This is a genomic window from Paenibacillus sp. FSL H8-0104, assembly GCF_038050215.1.
In the GTDB taxonomy this organism is placed as follows: domain Bacteria; phylum Bacillota; class Bacilli; order Paenibacillales; family Paenibacillaceae; genus Paenibacillus; species Paenibacillus amylolyticus.
In genome coordinates this window covers 3,363,784-3,388,100 of sequence record NZ_JBBOTC010000001.1, presented here as the reverse complement: position 1 = coordinate 3,388,100, position 24,317 = coordinate 3,363,784, and the positions used below count along the sequence as shown (strand labels likewise).

Genomic DNA, 24,317 nt, shown 5'->3' with positions numbered 1-24,317 from the left:
CAACGTCGAGGTCCGTTAGTCTGGAGAATAACGTTACTCAACGCTACCGGAAAATTGAATTTCAAATGCAGGTGCAGAAGTTGAACTGCATCACATCATTTTTACCAAACCGTCACGTTTGCGCTTCCGCTACTTTGATAACCTTCCGTTGCCATCACCTGATAGGACCAGCTGTTGCCTAAGTACATCCCTTTGCTCGCCCATGCATTCACATGATTACTGAACGTGATGGTAGAATTGACTCCGATTGGTTTCTTGGTCTGTCTAACACTCCAATACTGAGGGAAAGTCTGAGTACCATCAATGGAAGGTGCATTGTATCTCATCGTTGTATAGATGTCATATGTGCCGCCATCACTAGTCATCGAGCCCTTATACGTTCCGGTAGGACGATACGTTCCCCAGCTATCCACCACGTAATATTCAATTAGAGCGTTTCTAGTCCAACCATAGAAGGTGAGATAGCCGTTACCTGAAGGAGAGAATACGCCGGCATTATAATTGACCACTCGATTAGGCGTACCGTATGTCCACCCTTTCCCGACAACAAAGTTCCCGGTATTTTGCCAATTCACGCTGTAATTCCCGCCCGATCCATTCACGGCGTTGACCGTTCCTCCACCATCTGTCCAATTTTGCCAATAATCTGTTGCTGCGCTCGATGTGGCTGCGAAGACACCAAAACTCATGGAAGCTGCAAGAACAACGGTTAACAATTTTTTGCTAAATTTAAACATAGATTATACCTCCTGATATTTTAATAGATTTGGTTGATGCTACAATCCGATATGAATGTTCTTCAGCAAATTCATTTGAAAAGACGTTGCGAAAACAGATACAAATCGTTCTTCCACACGGGCCAATCATGTCCTCCACTTTCCTCATGCCAAATGTGAGGTACTCCGTGTTGCGCCAAATATTGGTGAACCCCAAGACTAATCTCTATAAGATTGTCCTGTTCACCGCAAGAGATCCATAACAGCGAGAGTAATGAAGGCGCTTTCGAAAGATCAGGGACAAGTAGCTCCGGACTTCTGGTGTTTGGGGCTGCAGAGAAAGCACCGATCCATGCAAAATGGTCTAGATTATTTAATCCGATATTTAAGGATTGACCTCCACCCATGGATAAACCAGCAATCGCCCTTTTATCCCGGCTTTTATGCAAAGGGTAGTTCGACTCCATGTAAGGTATCAAATCGTTGAGCAGATCGGATTCGAACCGTTTAAATGCTTTGATTTTCTCAGGTTCAAACAGGTCTCCTACGGCTCGATCATTCGACATTGCGCGACCGTTGGGGAAAACAATAACCATCGGTTCAAGCATATTATCGTTGTACAGATTATCGAGAATAATTTGCGGAGATCCATGAGTATGCCATTCGGTTTCGTCTCCGCCAATACCATGCAAAAGAAAAAGTACAGGATACATCGTTGTCGAAGAAAATTCTGGTGGGGTGTACACCATCGCTTTACGGGAATTGCCAACCGTGGTGGAAGGATACTCTACCGTCTCCATGACTCCACGTGGTATATTCTCCCGATACTGGTCATATCCCGTTACTGCTGGTGAGATCAATTCCATTCTCTTTTCCTCCGAACATATGAGTGACTATCAGTCTTCAGTTAATCCACATAGCCAAAACCCAGAATAGTGAAGCATTTATGTTCATGGCCTTCCGCCATTTCGATCTCGATGGAGTGCTCCCCCACATGCTCTTCGTTAAGCAGAAGTGTGGCATGGCAATGGGTCCAGTTCACTTGACGCGGATCGACTTTTTGGACAAATACCCCATCTACCTTGATATGTGCAGTTCCGAATTCATCGTTACCAGAATCCTTGAAGATCAGAATGAGGCGTTTGCACTGCAAACTTATCCGAAAGCTACTCTGATCCTCTTTTCCCTCTCCTGTACGCATCCAGTTGTTGGGGAACTGAGGTGTACCATAGTCATGAGCATCCATCTCAGCCATCTGCAGATCCGTGTCCGTTTTACAAAAAGAGCCTGCATCGATTCGGGCAATATGATTGCCATTTTTCCGATCCAACAGCTTCACATTAACAAATTCATTCCCAATTAGCGGAGCTTTTTCAATATGATGATCTTTCTCATCCCACTCAGAACGATTCGTCACGTCGAACAAATATTCCAAACAATCGGCCATAATTCGATGCCCTATGTTAGTTGGATGATATATATCATGGAAAAATTGCTTTTTGGAAATAACGTTGCCTTCACCTTTTGTCTTATTGAACTGATCTACGACAGCATCTTTCACACTTACCATTGGCAGATCATAATGCCAGCCTACCGGAGCGAGACGATCCTGTAGATTCCAGTCATTTTCGAATACACTGAATAACAAGATGACCGCTGGCTTGTTATCGGCAGTAAGTGCTTTGAGTACCAGACTCTCGTAACATTTACCTTGGGTTTCATCATCTGCGTCATTGACTGCGAATTCGATTATGACAATATCCGGCTGAACGGCACCTCCCCTCAGCACATCACGATCATAACGTACAATCCCCAGTTCTGAAGGAGTTCCACCCACACCTGCTTTAATCAGATGAATCGAACTATCTTTTGAAAGCGCAAACATAAACTTGAACGACTCATACGACCGATAAGCGTAACTTTGGAGATGAATAGGTACTGCACCAGCACCATGGGTAATGGAGCCTCCAATATAAGCGATAACGACAGGTTCGCCGTTTTTTGCCTTCTCAATGGCTCGTTTTAATCTGACATTATTTCCTTTGTTCAGAAGAGATCGGCCAATCATGTCGCGATATCTAGGTGACTCAAAATCAATTGCGGGCTTGACTGCCGACGCTGTCACTCCAACTGGATCGCGCGGTGCAGTGAATTCCGTGTTTTCACCTGCATCTCCTGAATCCTGGAGCATAAATCATCATCACATCCTTCCGGTTTAGATTCTGACCATCCTCAAACAACTTTTAAAGAATCACAGCTTGTATTATTAGATCAGATGTGATCCTTCTCCCAAAGTGTATCCCTTACATAATTTTACAACAACCTGACAAAGTATAGGATTTTAACCAATATATCATTTTAATTTGAGTACAATGACATGCAGATCAGAACACCTATAATTTTTTCATGTAAACGCTTTAATTTGTATACTATTTCCATGATATAATTTTGAAAAACCGCATTGATAAAGGAGGATACTCATGAATATCACGGGTCAAGGCGCGTGGGATACGGGTACATATACAAATCTGTTCTTGAAGCTAGGCTACGATAAGAATGAGATTACGAACAGATTGGAAGAAACATGGAACGAGCTGTTTTATGGCGATAAAAATACTCGAATATATTACCCTATGGGTGAGGACAAGGGTTATTTGCTGGACACCGGTAATCTCGATGTTCGCTCCGAAGGCATGTCCTATGGCATGATGATGGCTGTTCAGATGGACAAAAAGGAGGAATTTGATCGACTCTGGAATTTCTCACACACGTTTATGCAACATAAAGCGGGACGTTATAAAGATTATTTTGCCTGGCATTGCAAGCCTGACGGAACCCAACTCTCACAAGGTCCTGCTCCTGATGGTGAGGAGTTTTTTGCCATGGCGCTTTTTTTTGCATCCAACCGCTGGGGCGATGGGGCTGAACCTTATGATTACAAGGCACAAGCCCGCAAAATCCTTCGTGCATGTATACATCAAGGCGAAGACGGCGAAGGCGATCCCATGTGGGACCCGGAAACAAAACTGATCAAATTCATACCAGAAACACCGTTTAGCGACCCATCCTACCATCTGCCTCATTTTTATGAGCTATTCGCGAAATATGCGGATGAAGAAGATCAGAGCTTCTGGAAAGAAGCGGCGGCCGCTAGTCGTGCTTACCTTCATACAGCCTGCCATCCCGTAACCGGATTATCACCTGAATATGCGAACTATGACGGCTCTCCGGCTCCAATACAGCCGCATGGTGATTTCAGACATTTTTACAGTGATGCCTACCGTGTTGCTGCAAATATAGCGCTGGACTGGGAATGGTTCCGCAGGGATCACTGGCAGATCGAACAATCCAATCGGATTCAATCCTTCTTCAGTGATATTGAAATGTCCGATTATCGTCGGTATACAATAGAAGGTGAACCTTTCGACGAACCTTCACTGCATCCTGTAGGTTTGCTGGCTACCAATGCCATGGCTTCACTGGCTGCGGACGGTCCACATGCTGACACATTCGTTCGCAAGTTCTGGAACACACCTTTGCGTCAGGGAGAGCGACGTTATTACGACAATTGCCTGTATTTTTTCAGCATGCTCGCTCTAAGCGGAAGATATCGCATGTACTAAACTAAGGGAATGTGCACGAGCTGTTGAACCTGCCCTGTGAACGTTTGGCTTGCAGCACAGGTCCAATCACTGAATTTTAAGAAGGATGCAATGATATTACGATTTAATCTATATCAATAAAAAACGTTCCCGGCTCGCATATGTTGACTGCGAACCGGGAACGCGTGTGGTTGTGCAAATACAGGCAGTAACTTTTCCCGCTCTGTATGATTCAGATACTTTAATTATTTGGAAACGGAAGAAGTATCATAGGAAGACTGCATAATCTCCAGATATCGATTAATGTTCAATCCCTCCAGGCCTTTCACATATTCATCCCAATCCTTATCCAGACTTTTGGCGCCAGTAATAAATTGCAGGGCGTTCTGATCGATGTAATCCTTGAGATTGGTCTGCATCATGCTGGCTTCATCAGCTTGGGACGGATCTACCCACAATGCCCAATGAGGGAAAATCTCTTTTGGTTCCTTGCCCTCCATTAACAATGTCGCCTCATAGAGACGTCGCTCACCACCATCATTGGCATAGATGTCTGTCCCCTGTACTTCGGAGTCCCGATATGCCTGATAATGATTGTACTGACTTAATGCAGCCCAACTGTCATTACGAGGTTCTTCTCCAGAAGGAAGCGGAATGGCTTTATATAACGGCTCAATCTGATCATTGAGCGCGACTTCTCCTTCTTGTGGTTTGCGCCAGCTTACACCCTCTTCTCCGAGATATGATGCCATGGTTCCTTCCTGGGTATAGAGATAATCCAGCAACTTTATGGCCGCGATCTGTGTTTCCTCACTGGCTTTGTTTGTCAGTACAAAAGACGCTCCGGGATCAATCGGATAGTTGTACGTAGCATAAGCAGCATGGGGTCCCTTCAATGGAGGGATGGGATTGTAATCATTCCCGTAAGGAGAACCTTCGGCAGTGGTTACGAATAATGATGGATGCATCGCTGCTCCTGCACCGAGAAGCTGTGCATCAGCGTTATCTCCAATTTTTTTGAAGGCCCCGACGTTTTGGGTAAATGCCCCTGGATCAATCAACCCTTCATCGTACAGGGATTTAATATAGGCAAGCCCTTCTTTCCACTCCGGTTTGTTCACTACGGTCTCCACTTTCCCCTGATTGACAATGAGATAATTCCGATCGTCGTCATAGATAAAACCGTTCATCAAGTACGGAATAATGTGCACACCGAAATTTTCAGTCGAACCGCTTAGCGGTACTTCGTCGGCTTTGCCGTTCCCGTTCGGGTCTTTCGTTTTAAATGCCCGAAGCATTTCCTTAAATTCTTCTGTCGTCGTGGGTTCGGTCAGGCCCAGTTGTTCCATCCATTTGGTGTTGACCCACATTTTGTTTGGGTATGAACAGTGAAAACATTCATTCAGACCCGTCAGACCATAGATATTTCCGTCAGGAGCAGTGTTCATGGCCCGATAATAGTCATTGCTTTCAAGCACTTTTTTAATATTGGGAGCATGCTCCTCAATCAGATCATTCAGCGGCAAAATAACCCCCTGCTGACCAAACTTCAACAAGTCTGTCTGGGAGAAACGATCTACCCAAGGGATGAGCAGATACAAGTCCGGATAATCACCGGAAGCCAGTGAAATCTGTCTTTTCTCCGCTGCACCGTCGAATGGAACCGTAGTCCAGTTGAATTTAATATCAAACTTCTCTTCCATTTTCTTCGTGAATTTGTTAGTGGAAAGGTTGGTATCCGAACCCTGGTGAGCAAACACATTAATGGCCGTCTTGCCTGATGGATCGCTACCTTCCCCGTTCCCCTTATCAGAACTTGAACATCCGGCAAGTACCAACGAGGTAAACAGCATACAGGCAAGAATGATGAATCCCGCTTTTTTCAATACAATCCTCTCCCTCATGAATAATAGAAAAAATGAACTTATCCTTTGACTGAGCCAATCAACATGCCTTGCACGAAATACCGTTGAACAAAAGGATAGATGATTAGCACCGGCAAGCTGGCCATCACAATTAACGAGTACTTCATGAGTTCAGCCATCTGCTGCTGTTTAATCATTTCCGATGCATCCATGCTCCCCGTACTGCTGTTCAGAATAAGAATGCTGCGTAATATCAGCTGTAGCGGATAGAGCGACTGTGATTTCAGATAGATGAGGGCGTCAAAGTATGCATTCCACTGACCGACAGCGTACATAAGTGACAACACGGCGATAATCGGTTTGGCGAGTGGCAGGATAATACTGAAGATAAACCGGATGTCACTGCAGCCATCGATGTCTGCTGCTTCGGACAATTCTTCCGGTATCGAATTCTGAAAAAAGGTACGGGCAATGATGACTTGCCATACCCAGACGGCATTGGGAATCAGCAACGCCCAACGGGTATCAATCAGTCCCATGGTTTTGACCACCAGATAGGTAGGGATCAAACCGCCTGAGAACAACATGGTGAAGGTAATAAACATCATTAACGAGCTGCGACCAACAAACGTTTTTTTGGATAATGGATAAGCAATCATAATGGTCAGTGCCACGCTGATGAAGGTGCCGCAGGCTGTATAAAAAAGGGAATTGGCATAACCGGTAAGGACTTGATCATTCCGCAATACAGACTTGTAACCGTCAAACGTCAGGTCAATGGGCCACAACCAGACTTTTCCCGAGGAGACGGCAGCAGGGCTGCTGAGCGAAGAACTCACAATATATATCAAGGGATACAGCACGGCAATCAGCACCACTGTCAACATGAAGTAAACAACCGTTATAAATACGCGGTCTCCCCAGGATTCACGAATCGCACTGCTGCTCTTGATCCGCGAACGACCTGCATTTGTCTGTGTGTTAGGCATGGGTTGATTCTCCTCCTTTCGCTCCCGTTACCATAAACTTGTATTGGACAGTCGCTTGGCAACCGCGTTTACAATTAATAGCAGAATCAGGTTAATCACCGAGTTGAACAGGCCAACCGCAGTAGCGAAGCTATAATTGGCATTCAGCAATCCTATTTTATAGACATAGGTGGAGATAATCTCCGAAGCAGACAGGTTGAGCGGATTTTGCAGCAAATATATTTTTTCGAACCCAACAGCCATGATATTACCTACACTCAAGATCAGAATGATGACGGCTGCCGGAAGTAGTCCAGGCAGATCAACATTAATGATTTTCTGTATTCGGTTGGCTCCGTCCACTTTGGCGGCTTCATACAGGGATGGATCAACACCTGCCAGAGCAGCCAGATAGATCACAGCCGAGTACCCCATTCCCTGCCACACATCGGAGAATACGTAGATGGATCGAAACAGTCCGGGCTCACCGAGAAAATTCACCGCTTCGAAACCAAGGGCACCTGCAATCGTGTTGACAATACCCAGCCTAGGAGACAGAAAGAGCATAATGATGGAGACCATAACAACAGTAGAGATGAAATATGGAGCATATGTCACCATTTGTACTGTTTTTTTGAATCGTATGTTTTTGATTTCGTTCAGCGCGAGCGCCAGTAATATAGGAATCGGGAAACCAACGATCAGGCTGTAAAACGAAATGTAGAGTGTGTTCTTGATCAGCATGACAAACGCCGGATTTTTGAAAAGTAATTCGAAATACTTGGTTCCGGCCCACGGACTGCCCCAGATCCCCTTGATGACGTTGTAATCTTTAAATGCTAGGACCGCATTCACCATGGGTACATACTTGAAAATAATAAAGTAAGCAATCGGTGGCAGGATCAGCAGATATAGCTGCCAATGTCGCCTCCAGCTTCTGGATAATGCTTGCTTCAAGGCAAACGGTTTACTTGGTTTCTCCACGGACTTTGATTCACTGGTCATTGTGGTTCTCAGAATCATCCCCCCATTCTTGGCTCCAAATCGTGCTGAACTTCAGCTCAACTTGGTAGCGCTTACTTTTTGAGTAATCATAAGATTGCGCTGGGGATGCGTAAAGGTACAGTTACGCTGAGAAAGTACAAATAGCGAATATAGTTCCCGAGAAACAGCCTACATTAACCGCTATGAACGTCCATTTTCCGAAATACACTCGGAGAAATGCCGCGTACCCGCTTGAAAGCTCGGCGGAATGAATGTGCACTATTATACCCGGTGGCCTCCGCTATCTCGTCAATGGTCTGACCGGTGGAGTGCAACAAGTTCGAGGCAGCATCGATGCGTACCCGTTCTACATAATCGGAAAGATTCTCTCCCGTATGTTCTTTGAACAGTTGGGATATAAACTTCTCGGACTTGCTCATGTGCTCGGCAATCCGATAGATCGTCAAGTTTGCATCCCCATAATGTTGTTGGATAAAACAAATCATTTCGCTTACAGTATCCGCATGTGCTCCTGCTCTTCTTCTCTGGAAATCACCGCAGATGTCTTCCGTTAACCGTTTGAACTTTGCACGCAGCGAAGTAATCGTTTCTGTCATCTGAATGGATGTCACCCGGGTTTTATATTCCTCCAGCAGGGAGGCATCCAACTTGAATTTTGGTTCGTCCAGCTTCAGAAAAGTCCCCTTCAGCTCCATGATGAACTGCTGTGTCATCTCGTAGGACAGTTCCCGCTCCTCTAAATTACGAAAAAACAATTGCTCCAGAATACGTACCGCCTCTTCAGGCTCCCCGACTTTGATTGTGTTCAGCAGGCGCTGTTCAGACTCAATCGGATAATAGAACATTTCATTTTCCTTCATCGTATCTTCAAATCTCACCAGATGGTCTGTTCCCATATGAATGGCATAATCCAGAGCTTGTTTGGCTTCGTCAAAGGAACGCCCTGCATCATTCCAGACCTCGTAAGCTGCACCTGTGCCAATTGTTGTGGATATCCGATGCTCCCGGTAGATCACTTCCATCAAGGTGTTCAGCTCTTTTTCACATCTCCCTATAGCTTCATTCAGTGAGTTCTCATCCAATGGACAGGCAAAAGCGATCTGGTCTGTTCCCCAATCCGTGATCAGCAGCTGCGCATTCCACTCTGTAAGTACCTGTTTGATGAGCAGCCTTGCGACACCCAGTTCATGGATAGTTTCTTCACTGTCCGGATTGGCATATCCGTTTACCTTCACTAAGCCTGCCAAGCCCTTGCTGCTATGAAGAGAAATGTGCGCCTGGGATGAGATAACCTCCAACTCAAGTGAGGTATAGACTTCTCCCGTTAACAAACGTTTGATAAAACCGTCTCTCAATAACGGAATCTGCTCATTCATGGCGTTTTTAAGTGAGTCATTATTAGCAATGAGATTGTTAATATGGCTTGCCAAAAAATCATATTCATTGCCCCGTCTGCCTGGGGAATCGGTGATTTGTTCCCGAAAAGAGGCCAACAATCTGTATACGGGTGCACTATTCCGATAGGCCAGAACCAGCCCGAATAACAGTCCCAAGGCAATGGTTGCCAAAGTAAAGACCAGCGTGACTTGTTTGATTTGGTCCGCTTTTGTCATGAGTGCTTTCTCCGGAATCCCTGCCATGTAATTCCATCCATTTTGACTGGACTGCATCGATATCAGCAGCCGACCATCACTTCCAGGCTGTACATTCTGCACGTTCAGCTCCGTTTCCGCAGCGTTACCTTCTCTCTGGCGACTCTGTGCCATTTGCTCGGCTTCGGCTTGTTCAATGCCATGGGAGAAAATGATCTGCCCTTCCGCATCGGTGACGAGAGTCCAGCCGCCATATTGATCCACAATATGTTGAGTAAGGCTGGCCATCTGATCCTGATCAATCATGACACCAATCGTCGCTTGCGGTTTGTTGAAGCTGTTCAAAGGCAGAGATTGCAGAAACGTAATGGCGGGAACGTCTGCAAGCACAGTGCCGAGTATTTCACGTTTATAGTTTCGAAGCGGTATGATTTCATTAAAGTGTGGTTGTTTGAGAATTTGGTCATGCCATTGTTCAAACGACATACCGTCCAGCTGATTTGCAGCATAATAATGCTCTGGACGATAATACACAGTTCTTGGTGTGATGATGGCATTGTAGTTCGGAATGTGAATGAAGAAATGGGACAAGTAATCATTGGTACTGCTGTACATGGAGAGGCTCCGCTGCATACGGTTCATACCGTAGACATTGTAGAGATCATGCGGCTTTGGCCCAGCAATTAAATTTTGCAAATCGGGATTGACGGCAAGCTGTCTGGTAAAAGCTTCGACTTGAAGAAGATTTCGCTCAATGATCTCTTTGCCAAGACTCAGCGACTTCAAACTGTTCTCAATGGAGCTGGAACGGGCCGCTTCAATGGAAGCTCGGTAAGAGGCATATCCCGCAATTTGAGGAATCATCAGAATGACAAGATACGAAATGAGGAATCGGCGGAACACGGGTGAAAATTTGGACCATAGGAGCTGCATATGTACCCTCCCTTTTTTATCAAGCGCTTACATTTCTCTGTGATAAGGTAGCTGTTCAATGATACACCGGGCATTTCTTCCTGGTGAAGGTACAACTTCTTCCTTATGGTACATTTACATACTGTAGCGTACAATGCTTGCATGAAAATAATTGTTGGTCTGCGGGTTAGCGCACAAATATAGTTGTATTTTACCTTCGCATGACATCCATCACAAAATATCAAAAATAAACGCAAAAAAACCTCCCCAAGACATGGAATGACTTGGGAAGGCTTTTGTTTAACGTTGTGCTTATTAATTGCTAACGGCAACAAATTTCCATTGTTGGTTTGTAGCACCTGTGTAGGTGTTCTGCTGCAGTTTGGCTCCATCCGAAGTGGAAGCGTTTGCCACTTCAATCGCTTTATTGCTGTTCACGTTAATGATACTCCAGTACCCGTTACCAAGATCATTGACCTTAAAATGCTGAGCGGTTGTGTTCAGATTGCTCATGAGTTGAACCGCTTCCCCATTGGTGAGGGTACCGTTGCGAATATCGATGACTTTGTCAGGCGAGTTCACACTTGTCAGTGTATAGTTGCCGTTTCCGATCGAAGTCAGAACCCACTTCTGAGGATTACCGCCCAGATCACTCCACTGCTGGAGCTGAAGATTATTTTCATTTTGACCACCAGGCACATCAACAACTTTGTTGGAATGCCGGGCTACGATTTTATAAGTTGCACCGGATACAAGACCCGTTGTCGGTCCGCCACCCTGTCCACTGCCCGGGTAAGTCTGAGCACGTTCATGGTACCAGTTGAACAGGAATCGTCCCATGGCACTCCGCGAAGCATCTCCATCCCATTTCAGTCCAGCCGTTGGGTCGGCAAAGGAGCTTCGTGGTCCTTCACTTAGAATGAATCCGTTCATATGAGCTGCAATGCTGACATTGCCTGATGCGTTGAAAATCGTTTTGGTATTGGTGCCAAAACCTTCATTGCTGCCATTAAACAAGTTCCAATAGGCCGAATCGCCAGGTTTGTTTTTGAACCAGGTTACCTCGGTAATATTAATCGGATATTTGTCAGCAGCAGCCTTCACGTTGGTATTCCACTGGTCTTGCAGGATAGAGAAGTTGTCATATGCGCCATAACCAGGGTACCAGTGAACCGCATATCCATAGTTATTGAGCGGATCAGTCAATGGATGGCTTGCCGTCAAGCTGTAAAATTGGTTGTATCCCAGACCTGCCGCCCAGATGACGTTGTCCGCACCTTTGCTACGAATTGTTGAAATCATGGAATTTTGGAAATTACGCAAGTCATTCCAGTGATCCACAAAGTCATTTTCCCCGTTGTATCCACCCCAATGTCCATTGGCATAGGATTTCACCGGTTCGTTGATCAGTTCGAAGTGAACGTTGTCTGCACTTTTGATCTCCGGGCGTGAAGCGAGATAACCCCAGATTTCGTTGAATTTTTGCAGGTTGGCAGGTGTTGTTGCCTGATCATCCTTCAGTGTGAAGTCCAGTCCCAGGACAACATAGACACCTTTTGTTTTGGCATATTGAATGTACGGAATAATTACATTTTGCGTAACGGTCTGCACACCGGCAAAGTTATATGTACCAGCAGCCACATCTCCCATGTCCTGACGATCGATGAACAGACGTACCTGATTCATATTCCAGCCATGATTGCTTCCGTACTTCGCGCTGGTGTCAGCAAAAGTATCGGTAATGTCTTTCAGATAAGCCAGTGTAGCTGCATGACGGTTATTGCCGTGCAAATTGAGGTAATAATTGCTGTCCTGATACGTCCAGTAGGCACCTGAGGGTTGATGCCAACCGTTCAGTAGCACAGGCTGGTTGTTGCTGTTCACCAGGTTTTTACCGTTTACGTGCAGCTTGCCCATCGGCATGCCCACCCATGCTTCGGCACGGCTGCCTCCCCATGGAGCAATTGTGATCAATAAAGCCAGAATGAGTACAAGTTTACAAGATGTCATGAACTTCTTCACTTTAATTCCTCCTGATCTGATATATTGCCTTGCAATAATGCGAGTATGCTCCGTCAGAGTATCTCTGATCAAACAGATCGCTCAGGTCGGCGCCCGCTCCCGCAGCCCGTTCCACACCAGTAGGGGGATCCTGCGCAGGGAAGGATCGCGGTTCTGCTGTAAGCAGACGTTCATGAGATCGTTACATGCCCCCTTTTCACAGATGGAATGTTGCATGAAGTTCCTCCTCCCTCTTCCAGTCTGATCCCACTCCAAATGTACAGAAGAACTTAACTTAACCGACGATTCCCGTACGCTCTACACTCTCTACGAAATATCGTTGCACAAACAAATAGATGATGATCAAAGGCAGAATGGCAAGAAGAATTCCTGTATCCTGGATCATACTCAGATAGAACGGATCGGCTTGGGAAGCTGCACCGTCAGTAACCTGCTGGGCCAGATTATACGGAAGGGACGATAACTGAGTCGACATGACTTTACTTGAAGTCAGATAAGTCGTCGTATAAAAGCTGTCGTTCCACTGCCATACGAAGGAAAACAGCATGACTGTTACCATGGACGGAATGGCATTGGGCAGCATGATTCTTGAAAATGTTCGTCCGATGCCCGCGCCGTCCACATAGGCCGCCTCCTCCACTTCCTTCGGAATACCTCTGAAGAATTGCCGGAAGATAAAGATGTACAAACCGGCCTTAAGTGAATTGGCCGTAATCGCCGTCAGAATAAACGGCCAATAGGTATTAAGCAAATTAACAGGTTTGCCGGCTATAAGCGTCATAAGCCCCATGAGATCAAAGCTTTTCAGATTCAGGTATACCGGAATGAGAATGGTCGTTGGCGGTACAAGAATCGTCAGAATTACACCAGCAAACAGCCAGTTGCTTCCCCTGAATTTCAGTCTGGCGAATCCGTAACCTGCAAGTGCACAGGATGCTGTAGTCAGCAGTGTAGTCGTTGCAGACAGGGCAAACGTATTAAACAGCGTTGTCCAGTAATCCATTACGCGTATCGCCTCTTTGAAATTGTCGATGGAGAAGTTCTGTGGAATCCACACCACCACTGCCGAATACAGATCACCTTTAGCTTTGATGGATGTGGAAACCTTCTGAAATATGGGAAACAGGATAACGAAGGAAAGCCCGGTAATCAGAACGAATCGGATCATGGCCCACAGCCAGCCTTTCCAATGCTCCAGCGATAATAATCGTGATGTTGTCACGTGGGACACCCTCCTTTCTAATCTTGATAGAAGACTCGCTTCGAGAAAATGATGTTTACGATAACCAGAATGATGGCAATGGCCAGAAAGTAGACCCATGCCATGGCAGAACTTAATCCAAAGTCAAATTTGACGAAGCCGGTATCCCGGATCAGTTCCGTCATGGCGTTATTGGCAAACGAATCAATGATTGTATAGATCGCATTGACAAAAATAAGCGGGCTGACCATTGGGAACGTAATTTTCCAAAAGGCTTCATAACCCGTTGCCCCTTCCATCTTCGAAGCCTCATACAGTTGAGGGGAAATCGTCTGGATCCCTGCCAAAAAGATCAAAATCTGTACACCGGATTGACTGACGATCTGATAGATCCGATCTACGGCGCTGCTCAGATACGTAACGATCCAATCGCTCACTCCGGCGTTAACCATCAGATTTTCGAGTTCAAATGTCCCGAGTGAGCTTCCACCTGTGCTACTCTGATTAACCGCTTCAATCAGGCTGGTGCTCTCCAGTGTCATAATCACTCCCGATGCCAGAATAACGGGCAGGAAAAAGATCGACCGCGCTACAGCCCGGCCCCTGAACTTCTGATTCAGGATGACGGCAAGGAACAGACTGAATATAACGATAAGCGGTACGTTGATGAGCACGTCTGTGATCGCCTCAATTAACGCACGGTTAAAGCTTGTATTGACGGTCAGCGCCTGAATATAATTGGCAACACCGTTGAACTGAATCGCTATGCCTTCCGCGTTAGCCTGAATTGTACTCATGCTGTATCGCAGAGAGGCTAACAGCGGAATGAAGAAAAACAACACAAAACCAATGAGCCAGGGAAGCACGTAGATTACGCCCCACATGGCTTTCTGCTGAGCATACGTACGACTTCCCCATTTCCATTTCAGGAGCGTCTTCAGAGCTGCTCACCACCAGTCACATAGCTTTGGGCTTCCACTGTATCGTTGTCAACTTTTACAGGGAAGTCGTTATAATTGACGATTACGAACCCGCCACCTTCATATGTTGTCCGGAAGACGCCCTCCTCCAGGGATTCATGGGACACCATGGAACGTCCGGCAAACGGCTGGTTCACCTGGTTCACCTCGTTGTAGATCTCGGCAGCCAGATCGATCCATTGTTCATAATTCGCCGCGTAGAGATCATCATAATCCGTTTCTTTCACAACATGGTTTGGCGCATTGAACCATGCAAAGTAAGGACTGGCTCCATATTCAATCAGCTTCAACACATATTGCCTTGCATTGGTATATGTGGAGAGATTGTATGGCGTCCCCGTATAACCGATGCTGCCGTGTACAACGAGCTGATAGAACGGAATCTCTTCATCCTCCAGCTTGAAACGACTGCTTTTCATTGGCGCATCTGTCAGACCAGTTACATACGGCAGGGCATAAGCGTTCCCACCTTCAGCAACAAGCGAGCCAGACTGCTGTCCGATCTGTTCAAGTGCCTTCTTCACGGAGCCAAGCGCTTGGGTTCGGTCCACCAGCTTTTTCGGATTCATATCGCTGTTTAACTGAGCTGCCAGATCATTCAGGCTTAGTGACAGTCCATCCTTTTGAAGGGACCTCAACTCATCTAACATGTCTGCCGTCACGTCCTCCAGCATGTTGGGCGAAAGCACATAGGATGGTGAACGATCCCGGTCCCGCCGCTGTATGGCCTGGTTCATCGGATATAAGACCGCCGGTTCCTGAGTTAATGTGCGTGAAGCTTCTTTGGACGGTTTAAACCCTTTTTTGGATTGCACATTCAGCAGAGCGATATCGGGATAGAAACCGATGCCCGCTTCTTGTGTATATGCGCTGAATTCCCGCAATCCCTTTTTCCCGCCTACCGCGCCGTCTACTTGGATGGAATCCGGCAGTCGATGATGGAGTCCGCCGTTAAGCCATCCCGCATAGCGCACCTGAATATTGGATACCTTCTTCTCCGTCAAGGCGGAAAGAATGTTTTTGGCTTCATCAAACGTGGTCAAAGCCTCCGTTGAATCATACGGTATGCCCAGCATATGCTGCCTTGTTGTCATGCCACCGAACAATTGCAGATAAAAGGGAACGTTACTCTGCTCCTTGCTGGCATTCAGCTCGGGAAGTCCGCCGTTTTGCACCAGATAATCCCGATAGAGTGATGCAAGTCCCGAGTACGAGGCTTTATCCGCCCCGACAAAAGCATATCGAACGACGAAATCAGACGCGGTCGGTTTCTTCTGGAATTTCGGAAGTGTACGAACCATATCACTTGCCTGAAGCGTCACATCGCTCTTATTCACTACATAGAAGCTTGGATATACGTTGTTGTAACTGTTCAGTTTGCCGCTGATATCGGCATTCACAACTGCAACGGCATCCCCTTCTTCAATAATGCCCAGGAAAGCTCCCTCTTTCCGAATCAGTCCAAATACCGGCAACCTGGCTCTGGCTTCATTCGAACTTGCTTCCCGTAGTTTCATGGTCATATCCGGTCCGTATATATCTTGTTGATAGGCAGGATACTGCAGCTTGCCATTGTTAAAATGGATCAACGCTCCCGAACCGTCCGGCACCAGTATGGAGCCCTCTTCTTCTGAACCCCCGGCCCCGAAGTAATCCATTACAGATATGCTGTTGATCGGATATTCCTCCGGAAAATGAATGCCTGAGGACGGAACACGCACGAGCAGATCCTCTCCATCCAGCTCATATTCCATCGTAAGCATAAACAGCCGTGGTCCACTTCGTTCCTCTTCAATGCCAAACTCGGCATGATCCTGAGCCAGATCCTCCGATGTGTAACCGGCTGTGTCAAAAGCCTTCAAGGCCCGGGACAATTGCAATCCTTGCATCGCCTTATCAATCCGGACGTAAGCGCCTTCATCCTTGTCTTCCGCATAGCCGACCTTCAAGGCCCGTTGCCCGGCCTTGTCTAGCTGTGCAAGCAGCCTTTGTTCGAATCGCTCCTTGCTGATCTTCATCGGCAAGTCTTCTATGGATCGCTCAGTGCTTCCAAACTGGTAGTGGACCCGCACGCCGCTTGGCAGCACCTCGTAGCTTATCTGCTTGTGTGCAACACTATCCGTGAAGGAATTCACGGTGCTGCTCTGTCCGAGGCTGTTGAAGAAGCTGAGCTTCGTCTGTGATGACAAAAGGTCTTTGTTTATCCCGGCAGCAACCCCATCCTGCTCACGATCTGCAGGATTGCTGCGCCAGATCTGGCCGCTCTGCGTGTGAATCACTGCAATTTCGGCAGTCTCTTCGTTAATGAACAACTGCAGCGCAGCATTCTGCGCAATACCTACCATGCCGGGAAGGCGGACATCGCTGAACGATGATTTCAGTTTCTCTCCGGGAGGCAGGGAGGGAAAGTCCGTCTGATCAGCGGCAGTCACTGTCTCGTGAGCGAGCGGTGTTGGCGAGAATTGACAACCGCCAAGAAGCAGACTGCCCGCGAGCAGCATTCCTGTTATTTTTTTGGCTACGGTATAATTCATAACAAATTCCTCCTCCCTTAGCCCCGAAGCACTAATTCCTGATAGATGGTTACGACAAACGATACAATCTGCTGTACAAGACTGAAGAATAACAGGCACAGAAATGCCATAAACGCCATCGCTACAAGTGTCAGCAGCATCGTGAGCACCGTTTTGGCTGGTGTGTACTGATGAACCGTCATATTCCCCACAAATAACAGATATACCGTCCATACAACGGCGAGTGCATTGGAGAAATAATAAAAGGCAGTTTCCTGCGCAGAGATCACAAGACTCAGCCAGATCCATGGAAAATGAATGAGTAACAACGGTACCAGTGCAAAGCACGTTGACATGAAAATCTCGGAGAACTTGCCTTCCCCGTCCATCAATGTGGTTAACGACCAGTTAGCCACACACCAAAACAGTACCGGTATAATGACATATAACATTTCGAGCAGACTGTTCAGGTACTTTGGATTACTGAGATTAATGAGAAAACCGCTGTACTGGGCATGCAAAATTTTGGTGATGACCAGAAGCACCAGGATCATGAAAGCAATCAGCAGTGAGTTTCTCTGGTTCCGTTCATACTTCAATTCCCAGTATCCGTCAAACGGATGAAAAATCAGATGCAGCGGGTACTGGTATAGTTGCTTACTTGATGCCTGCATTCGTAGTCCTCCTTTTCTGCCTGCGAACGATGATGACGGTGACAATCGCAGCGACAGCCAGGAATATACCGGACATCATCCATGAAAAATGCTCACGCATCAGCTCTTTGCGGTACAAAAGAAAAGCTTTGGAATACCCTTTGGGCTCCATGCTGCGCTTGAAATATTTCGCAGACTCGGCGTATTCCTTCTGACGAAGCAATGCTTTGCCAATTCCCGCATACGCATATTCCAAGTTAGCGTTCATCTCGGCAGCTTGGGCAAACAGCACCGAAGATTGATCTTCATCACCGTTATAATAGCTGCGCACCGCTTCGTGGAGTGTACGTCCGTATTCAGTTGTTTGAAAGACGGTGATTTCACCCAGCGCTTTATCCAGAACTAACATCCGGTCTCCCGCACGTTCCAGGGCAACAGGTGTATTAAACTGGCCCAGCCGGTTCCCGATGCCCCCATAAATATGGAGCAGATATCCGTCTCCATTGTAGGTAAAGATTCGGCCCTTGCTGGAATCCAGTACGGAATACATGTCACTGTCACCCACATCCACATCAATCAGGCGGGATGGCCCTGCTTCTTGGGTATACAGCAAATCACCCTGCGGAGTCTGATAGCCTTCTCTGCGCAAAATGTCTGTACCCTGGGCATTCAGCTTCTTGACCGGATCTTTGCCACGATCCCCGCTAGTGGCGTAGATGAAGCCCTCTTCATCCATATCCAGATTGGTAAATTCCGTTGGAGTGAACATCACCATCTGGCTCCGCTGCTCCCGTGTTGCAAACCGTTTCCACAGATACTCCACCGGGTCCACCTGAACTCTGTTCGCTCCAATGAAGGAAGAGAACGTACCATCGGCGCTGAACTCCATGAATCCATCAAATACGCCTTCGGCCATGACGTAGATACGCTCCCCTTTGTCCATAACAATCCGCATCGGTTTAAACTGGAAGTCTTCTTTTAACAGATCCGATTTTGGTTCAGACACGATCTTGACCAGCTTCCCCTGTTCATCCAGATGCACCACCCGGTGATTATCCGAATCAGCGACCAGCAGATGGCCTTTTTCCGTGACGTACAATCCCTGTGGATTTTTAAAATGATCTTCCTTGCCTTCCTGCTCAAATGAATCAATCGTCCGTACCAGCTTGAAGTTGCGATCCATCTCAATGATGCGGCCATTGCCCGAATCGAGCACAAAGACGTGCTGATTGGCGGTAACATGCATGTCGCTTGGCTCTTTCATAGGAGTTGTGTTCAACTTCTTGCCGGTGATAATGGTTGTTGCCTCATATGCCGCGGGTGAAGGAACTGCGTCACCCCAGAAGGAATAATGATACGCATCCGTTTTACCGTCTGCACTCACATAGGGCGCCTCTTGAACGAACAACAGGAGGCAGATCATGCCCATGATGATCGATTTACGTTTTTTCCATGTGCTTCTCCGCACCTCGCTGCCTCCTTTCTACTCTTTCATGCCCGAAGTGGCCATCGTCTGCATAACACTGCTCTGAGAGATGATAAACAGAGTGATCGGTACGATCATCAGCAGCAAAGCAACAGCCGCACCTACACCAGCTCTTGCAATCCCTCCCTGCACAATCTGACTGAGCGCATAATGCAGCGTTTTGAGATTTTCACTGTAAATGAAACTCCCGCCATCCGTTCCCCATAACGCTGGAAACTGCAGGATCATGAGCGTGAGCCATGCCGGCTTCACATTGGGCATCACGATGCTCCAGAATATCCGGTATTCATTGGCTCCGTCGATTTTGGCTGCCTCCAGCAAAGCATCGGGAATCTGCTCCATGAACTGTTTCATCAGGAAAAGTCCCAGCGAGAACGCAAGTGATGGCACAATAATGGACGCATGAGTGTTAATCCAGCCAAGCCAGGACATGACCATGTAGTTCGGAATCGCCGTAACATGCGGCGAGAACATCAGGGACAGAATGACAATGGTGAACAACACTTTGGAACCCGGAAAACGATACTTCGCCAGCGGATAAGCCGCTGCAGATGCAAGAAGAATATGTCCCGCTGTGCCAAGTATCGTAATGAGCAATGTGTTGGCAATATAGCGGGATAACGGCACCCACGAATTGCCCATGAGATTGATCAGATCGGCAAAATTCTCCGTTGTCGGATTGTTCACCCAGAAGCGCGGCGGGAAAATAAACAGCTCATCCAGCGGCTTGAATGCATTGTTGACAGCATAGATGAGCGGAAGCACCATAAAGGAGCCGAACACGCCCAGCAATGCAAATAACATCAGGCTGACGGTAAATGACCGATTAAGCCTTTTTGGCATGCCAAACACGGCACGTACTTTGCTGGTCATCGTCATTCACCTATCTTTCTAAGCATTTTTTGCGTGAAAACGTTTGTACCCAGCATCAGGGCAAACAGAACCGTTGCGATGGCCGAGGCATAGCCCATCTCGAAACGAATGGTTCCGAAGTCCATCAGATGTGTGACAACTGTGTGTGCCGCATAGTTTACGCTCGGGAAACCTGCCAGTGCGATGGAGATCTCAGCTACGGCGAAGGAAGCGGTAATCTGCATTACCGCACCAAACATCAGCTGCGGTCTCATCGAAGGCAAGGTGATGTACCAGAGCTCCTGCCAGCGGTTTTTGATCCCGTCTACGGTTCCTGCTTCAACCAAAGAACGATCAATGGTTTGCAGTCCTGCAATAAAGGCCAGGAAGCTGGTTCCCAGGCTCAGCCACAGCTGTACAATAATGACGATTGCCAGTACATACTTCTCGTCTGCGAGCCATTGGATCGGTTCCAGTACGACGCCAAGGCGCATCAGGAATCCGTTCATATACCCGTAGCTGTCACCCGAGAAGATGATCAGCCAGATGAAAAAGACGTTGCCCGATATGGATGGGGCATAGAAAACCAGCGTCATGACCGCCCGAATTTTAGGAGACAGCTCATTGATGATCCACGCAAACAAAAAGCAGGCTATATAACTGAGAGGGCCTGTAATTACGGCAAAAAGCAGCGTGTTTTTGAGCGCGATCAGAAATACGTCATCGTTCAGGAAAAGCCGGGAATAGTTCTGCCAGCCGACAAATCGCGGCAGCTCCAGCATATTGAAGTGAAAAAAGCTGAGCCCGAGTGAAATGCCGACCGGAATGACAGTAAACATGAAAAAAATCAGCATAAACGGTGCCATCAATACGTAATAATGCCTGCTGAGATACAGATCCCGCTTCAATAGGGACCACCAGCCGACCTGGCGGGTATGGACGGCAGGAGCGGCGGCTGTCTTGGTAGTTTTAGCTTGCAACCGTTACCCTCCCTTTCCTCTATTTCAGATTAAATTCCTTGCGTTTCAACTCTATTTCATCATCAATGTACAAGACATAATCCGATAAGGCTTCACGCGGATTTTCATTAGCATTGACCACTTTGCGGAAGGCGTTGTCCAGATGTCGTCCCGTGAAATAACCTCCAGGAAGCTGTGGGATTCCCTGTACCCATTCCCATTGTTTCTCGAGATTTTGATAATCCTTCACAGGCCAAGGCAATTGCTTCAAGGCTTCGATATTGGCCGTCGGGTAACGGGCAGCCGCTCCCATAAGACCTTCCATTTCTCTCCCATATTCAATCTGGGTCTGCTCAGCAGTCCACCACTTCATGAACTTCCACGCCGCTTCCTTGTTGTCAGCATTTTCGAGCATCATCACCGCGCTCGTAGCGCTGGCCACTTCATGCCGTATGGACCCATCCGGAAGCTGTGTACCCGGAACAATCGTAAAGTCCCAGAGATTGCGGATTTCCGGAGCCATAACCGTCAGCATGTTATACGTGGTGTAATCAGCAATTCCGATCGGCATTTCCCCTGTACGGAAGCGGTTCGGAAAATCGGCTTTGAGCGGAAACTTGTAATTGGTATAAAATTGCGTCCAGCGTTTGAACGCGTCCATTGAAATCTCCGAATCCAGTGCACTTTTCTTCTGGTCTTCGGTGTAGAACGTTCCGTCATTCTGATATAACAACATCGCAAAGGTTGAATTCGGAACCAGGTTGGCATTGTTCAGCGTATCTTCTATAGGCAGATAAAACTCCATGTTATGCTTCTGCAGCACAGCGATGGCGTTATATACGTCTTGCCACGTTTTCGGCGGTTCGAGGCCCAGTTCATTCAGAATATCTTTGCGGTAAAAGAGCATTGGAAAATGCTGTTGCTCCGGAAGGGCATATACCCCGTCGTTGTAGCGGTAAGGCGTCAATCCGCTTTCACGGAACCTGCCCGAAATTTCCTCGAAATCGGGGAACTGGCTCAGATCCGCTGTTGCATTCCTCATCGCATAGTTCACCGGAATGTCTTCGCCCATCTGCATGGCTACATCCGGTCCTTCCCCCGAGAGTGTTGCGGGCAGCAAAATATTCGGCGGAACGAGACGTAACTGCACGGACACATCCGTATCCGGGGTAAACGAATCGTCGATCATGCCTTTCAGTACTTGGGCCTGATCTCGTCCGGTTGTGATCCATACGGTGATGGCATCCTTCTTTTGTTCCACGTTACCAATGCTGTCGTAATCTTCGGTATACGAGGCAACATATGCGCCCAGTTCGTGCTTCACCTGCTGGACGGTGCTCGCTTCCGCTTTGGGCAACGATTCACCCGGCGGAGATACAACAAGGTAATCCAACGTAATCGGCTGTTCACGTACCGATAGAATCCATGTGCCGAGACCACCTACGTTAATTTTGAACGTATCCAGCCGTTTGGGAACCGTCTCTGGTCTGGCCGCCATATCTTCAAGCTGCAATACCATAGCGTGCAGTACGGCCACTTTGTCACTTTGCTCACCCGTGGCCTTTTCCAGGTAATCTGCAACGGAACGCAAGGTGTCAGCTTGTCGTTCAAACACCTCCGTCATCTCCGGAATACGCCGTTCCAGCTGGTAATCCCGTAGTGGGTCCGGACTGTTGGAGGTGATCATTAATATTTTGCGATACATCTCATTCAGTTCCAGCACGCTGGATTCCACGGTCCGAAGCAGCGGAGCGATGTCGCCAAGTGTAACCGTCATTCGGATTCGATGTTTCCCTTTTTCCAGATGAAACTGATATGGCTGATCTTCTCCCGAACCCAAGACCTGAGTTTGCCAGGCCGGGCTGTAGTTAAATCGAATGCGTTTCATTTCCTTAAACGGAACTTCGCCGTTAATCGTCAGACTGCGGGTGGCATAGATGCCACGCAATTGATCCTGTTTCACCTTAAGCGCCAGTTGATACAGTCCGTCTTCAGGCACGTCAATTTCCCATTCAATCCATTCGCCCGGCAGTTTCCAGTTAATGCCCCCGATGGCGTTCATCCGAATTTTCGATACATTATAAGGCTCGAGTGAAGGACTTGATCGGTCCGAGATTGGTGCCAGTGTAGGAGATGATTTGCTAACAGCTTCCTCCCCCTGAACTTTCAGCATGACAGGAGCCGATTGTTTCAAGCCGAGTGAGGCATAGGTTTGCTCCAGCTCTGCATAGGAAGGAACTTCGCTTTCTTGGTACAGCTCGATATAATCGATCGCCATGCTTTCTCTTAATGAAGTGAGCGATAACTTCTGACTGCCTTTTTCAAAATAAAACTGAAACGGTTCCTCGAAGTACCCTGCGCTGTCCTTGAAGGAAGTCAGTTGCCATTCGGGCTGCTCCACTTGTCTTGGTCTAAGCTCGTTGCCACGATCGTCCTGCCGGACGTTATCCTCGCGATTCCCCCATACCCTGTCAAACAGAAGAATATCGGCCCCTCTGAACGGGACCTTACCATTAAGCTCAAGCCTGCGTTCGATCCCGGAGCTTTTGCCTTCTACGGGATAATAGTGAATGCGAATGTTGTACAAACCGCTCACTTGAACGGGAACATCCCAGCGAATGGTTCCAGTTTCCGGCGTAATTACGGCATTTCCGTCTAATCCGGCGTACCCTTGCACAACCTCAAATTCCCCATCCTCTGCCTGAACATAAGATTCGCCTTCGATGCGTACAATTTCATCCGGTTTGGCCGTATTGTCATGAGCAGTCAGATAATGCTCATAACTGAATGAATCCTCGGTTCCCGATACCGCCTCAAAGTCCTCAAGCGCATGTACCGTTCCCGGATTACGATCCCGCGATGGATATAGTGTCCATATGGAGAGCACCAAGGCCAGGACAAGCACCAGGATTAGTCCCTTTTTCTTACGTGACCGCATGTTTGAATGTATCCCCTTTCCTGTAAGCGTTGAGAGAACTGAACGATTGACTA

At 47.4% G+C, this 24,317-nt stretch carries 17 protein-coding genes; 1 reads left to right on the top strand and 16 read right to left on the bottom strand.

Annotated elements, in window-relative coordinates:
- Nucleotides 1-101: 101 nt before the first annotated feature.
- The 3 genes from NST38_RS15135 to NST38_RS15125 form a co-directional block, all read right to left on the bottom strand.
- Nucleotides 102-737, bottom strand: a complete 636-nt coding sequence (locus NST38_RS15135; RefSeq protein WP_036615877.1) for a glycoside hydrolase family 11 protein — start codon at nucleotides 735-737, stop codon at nucleotides 102-104.
- A gap of 71 nt (nucleotides 738-808) precedes the next feature.
- On the bottom strand, nucleotides 809-1,582 hold the full coding sequence (locus tag NST38_RS15130) for an alpha/beta hydrolase (protein ID WP_076253046.1): 774 nt from the start codon (nucleotides 1,580-1,582) through the stop codon (nucleotides 809-811).
- A gap of 41 nt (nucleotides 1,583-1,623) precedes the next feature.
- Entirely contained in the window at nucleotides 1,624-2,907 is a 1,284-nt protein-coding gene (locus tag NST38_RS15125; RefSeq protein ID WP_076253045.1) for an SGNH/GDSL hydrolase family protein, read from the bottom strand.
- 289 nt (nucleotides 2,908-3,196) lie between these two features.
- Between NST38_RS15125 and NST38_RS15120 the strand changes: the two genes are divergently transcribed.
- Nucleotides 3,197-4,339: a glycosyl hydrolase family 8 gene (locus NST38_RS15120; RefSeq protein WP_076253044.1), complete on the top strand. Its 1,143-nt coding sequence runs from the start codon at nucleotides 3,197-3,199 to the stop codon at nucleotides 4,337-4,339.
- A gap of 224 nt (nucleotides 4,340-4,563) precedes the next feature.
- Here the strand turns inward: NST38_RS15120 and NST38_RS15115 are convergent, their stop codons facing one another.
- From NST38_RS15115 to NST38_RS15055, 13 genes are all read right to left on the bottom strand, one after another.
- Complete coding sequence (locus NST38_RS15115) at nucleotides 4,564-6,222, bottom strand: ABC transporter substrate-binding protein (protein ID WP_143780999.1); 1,659 nt, start codon at nucleotides 6,220-6,222, stop codon at nucleotides 4,564-4,566.
- 20 nt (nucleotides 6,223-6,242) lie between these two features.
- On the bottom strand, nucleotides 6,243-7,172 hold the full coding sequence (locus NST38_RS15110) for a carbohydrate ABC transporter permease (RefSeq protein WP_076253042.1): 930 nt from the start codon (nucleotides 7,170-7,172) through the stop codon (nucleotides 6,243-6,245).
- Between the two features lie 27 nt (nucleotides 7,173-7,199).
- Nucleotides 7,200-8,054, bottom strand: coding sequence for an ABC transporter permease (locus tag NST38_RS15105; protein WP_036671100.1), 855 nt, complete (start codon nucleotides 8,052-8,054; stop codon nucleotides 7,200-7,202).
- Between the two features lie 275 nt (nucleotides 8,055-8,329).
- Nucleotides 8,330-10,681 carry a helix-turn-helix domain-containing protein gene (locus tag NST38_RS15100; RefSeq protein ID WP_341344006.1) on the bottom strand — a complete coding sequence of 784 codons (2,352 nt, stop codon included), beginning with the start codon at nucleotides 10,679-10,681 and terminating at the stop codon, nucleotides 8,330-8,332.
- A 294-nt stretch (nucleotides 10,682-10,975) separates the two neighbouring features.
- Nucleotides 10,976-12,682, bottom strand: coding sequence for an RICIN domain-containing protein (locus NST38_RS15095; protein ID WP_340017195.1), 1,707 nt, complete (start codon nucleotides 12,680-12,682; stop codon nucleotides 10,976-10,978).
- A 274-nt stretch (nucleotides 12,683-12,956) separates the two neighbouring features.
- The gene (locus NST38_RS15090; RefSeq protein ID WP_340032966.1) at nucleotides 12,957-13,904 is read right to left on the bottom strand and encodes a carbohydrate ABC transporter permease; all 948 of its coding nucleotides are present in this window, start codon (nucleotides 13,902-13,904) and stop codon (nucleotides 12,957-12,959) included.
- A gap of 17 nt (nucleotides 13,905-13,921) precedes the next feature.
- On the bottom strand, nucleotides 13,922-14,767 hold the full coding sequence (locus NST38_RS15085; protein ID WP_082219083.1) for a carbohydrate ABC transporter permease: 846 nt from the start codon (nucleotides 14,765-14,767) through the stop codon (nucleotides 13,922-13,924).
- Between the two features lie 53 nt (nucleotides 14,768-14,820).
- Nucleotides 14,821-17,397 (bottom strand): DUF5696 domain-containing protein, encoded by a 2,577-nt coding sequence (locus NST38_RS15080; RefSeq protein ID WP_341344005.1) that lies wholly within the window; start codon nucleotides 17,395-17,397, stop codon nucleotides 14,821-14,823.
- 17 nt (nucleotides 17,398-17,414) lie between these two features.
- Nucleotides 17,415-18,050, bottom strand: a complete 636-nt coding sequence (locus NST38_RS15075) for a YIP1 family protein (protein WP_074095068.1) — start codon at nucleotides 18,048-18,050, stop codon at nucleotides 17,415-17,417.
- Entirely contained in the window at nucleotides 18,034-19,497 is a 1,464-nt protein-coding gene (locus NST38_RS15070) for an NHL repeat-containing protein (protein WP_076253037.1), read from the bottom strand. Before NST38_RS15070 ends, NST38_RS15075 begins: the two co-directional genes overlap by 17 nt.
- Before the next feature lie 15 nt (nucleotides 19,498-19,512).
- On the bottom strand, nucleotides 19,513-20,388 hold the full coding sequence (locus NST38_RS15065; RefSeq protein WP_026081082.1) for a carbohydrate ABC transporter permease: 876 nt from the start codon (nucleotides 20,386-20,388) through the stop codon (nucleotides 19,513-19,515).
- 2 nt (nucleotides 20,389-20,390) lie between these two features.
- Nucleotides 20,391-21,347, bottom strand: a complete 957-nt coding sequence (locus NST38_RS15060) for a carbohydrate ABC transporter permease (RefSeq protein WP_036615906.1) — start codon at nucleotides 21,345-21,347, stop codon at nucleotides 20,391-20,393.
- 19 nt (nucleotides 21,348-21,366) lie between these two features.
- On the bottom strand, nucleotides 21,367-24,264 hold the full coding sequence (locus NST38_RS15055; RefSeq protein WP_076253036.1) for an extracellular solute-binding protein: 2,898 nt from the start codon (nucleotides 24,262-24,264) through the stop codon (nucleotides 21,367-21,369).
- Nucleotides 24,265-24,317: the final 53 nt, after the last annotated feature.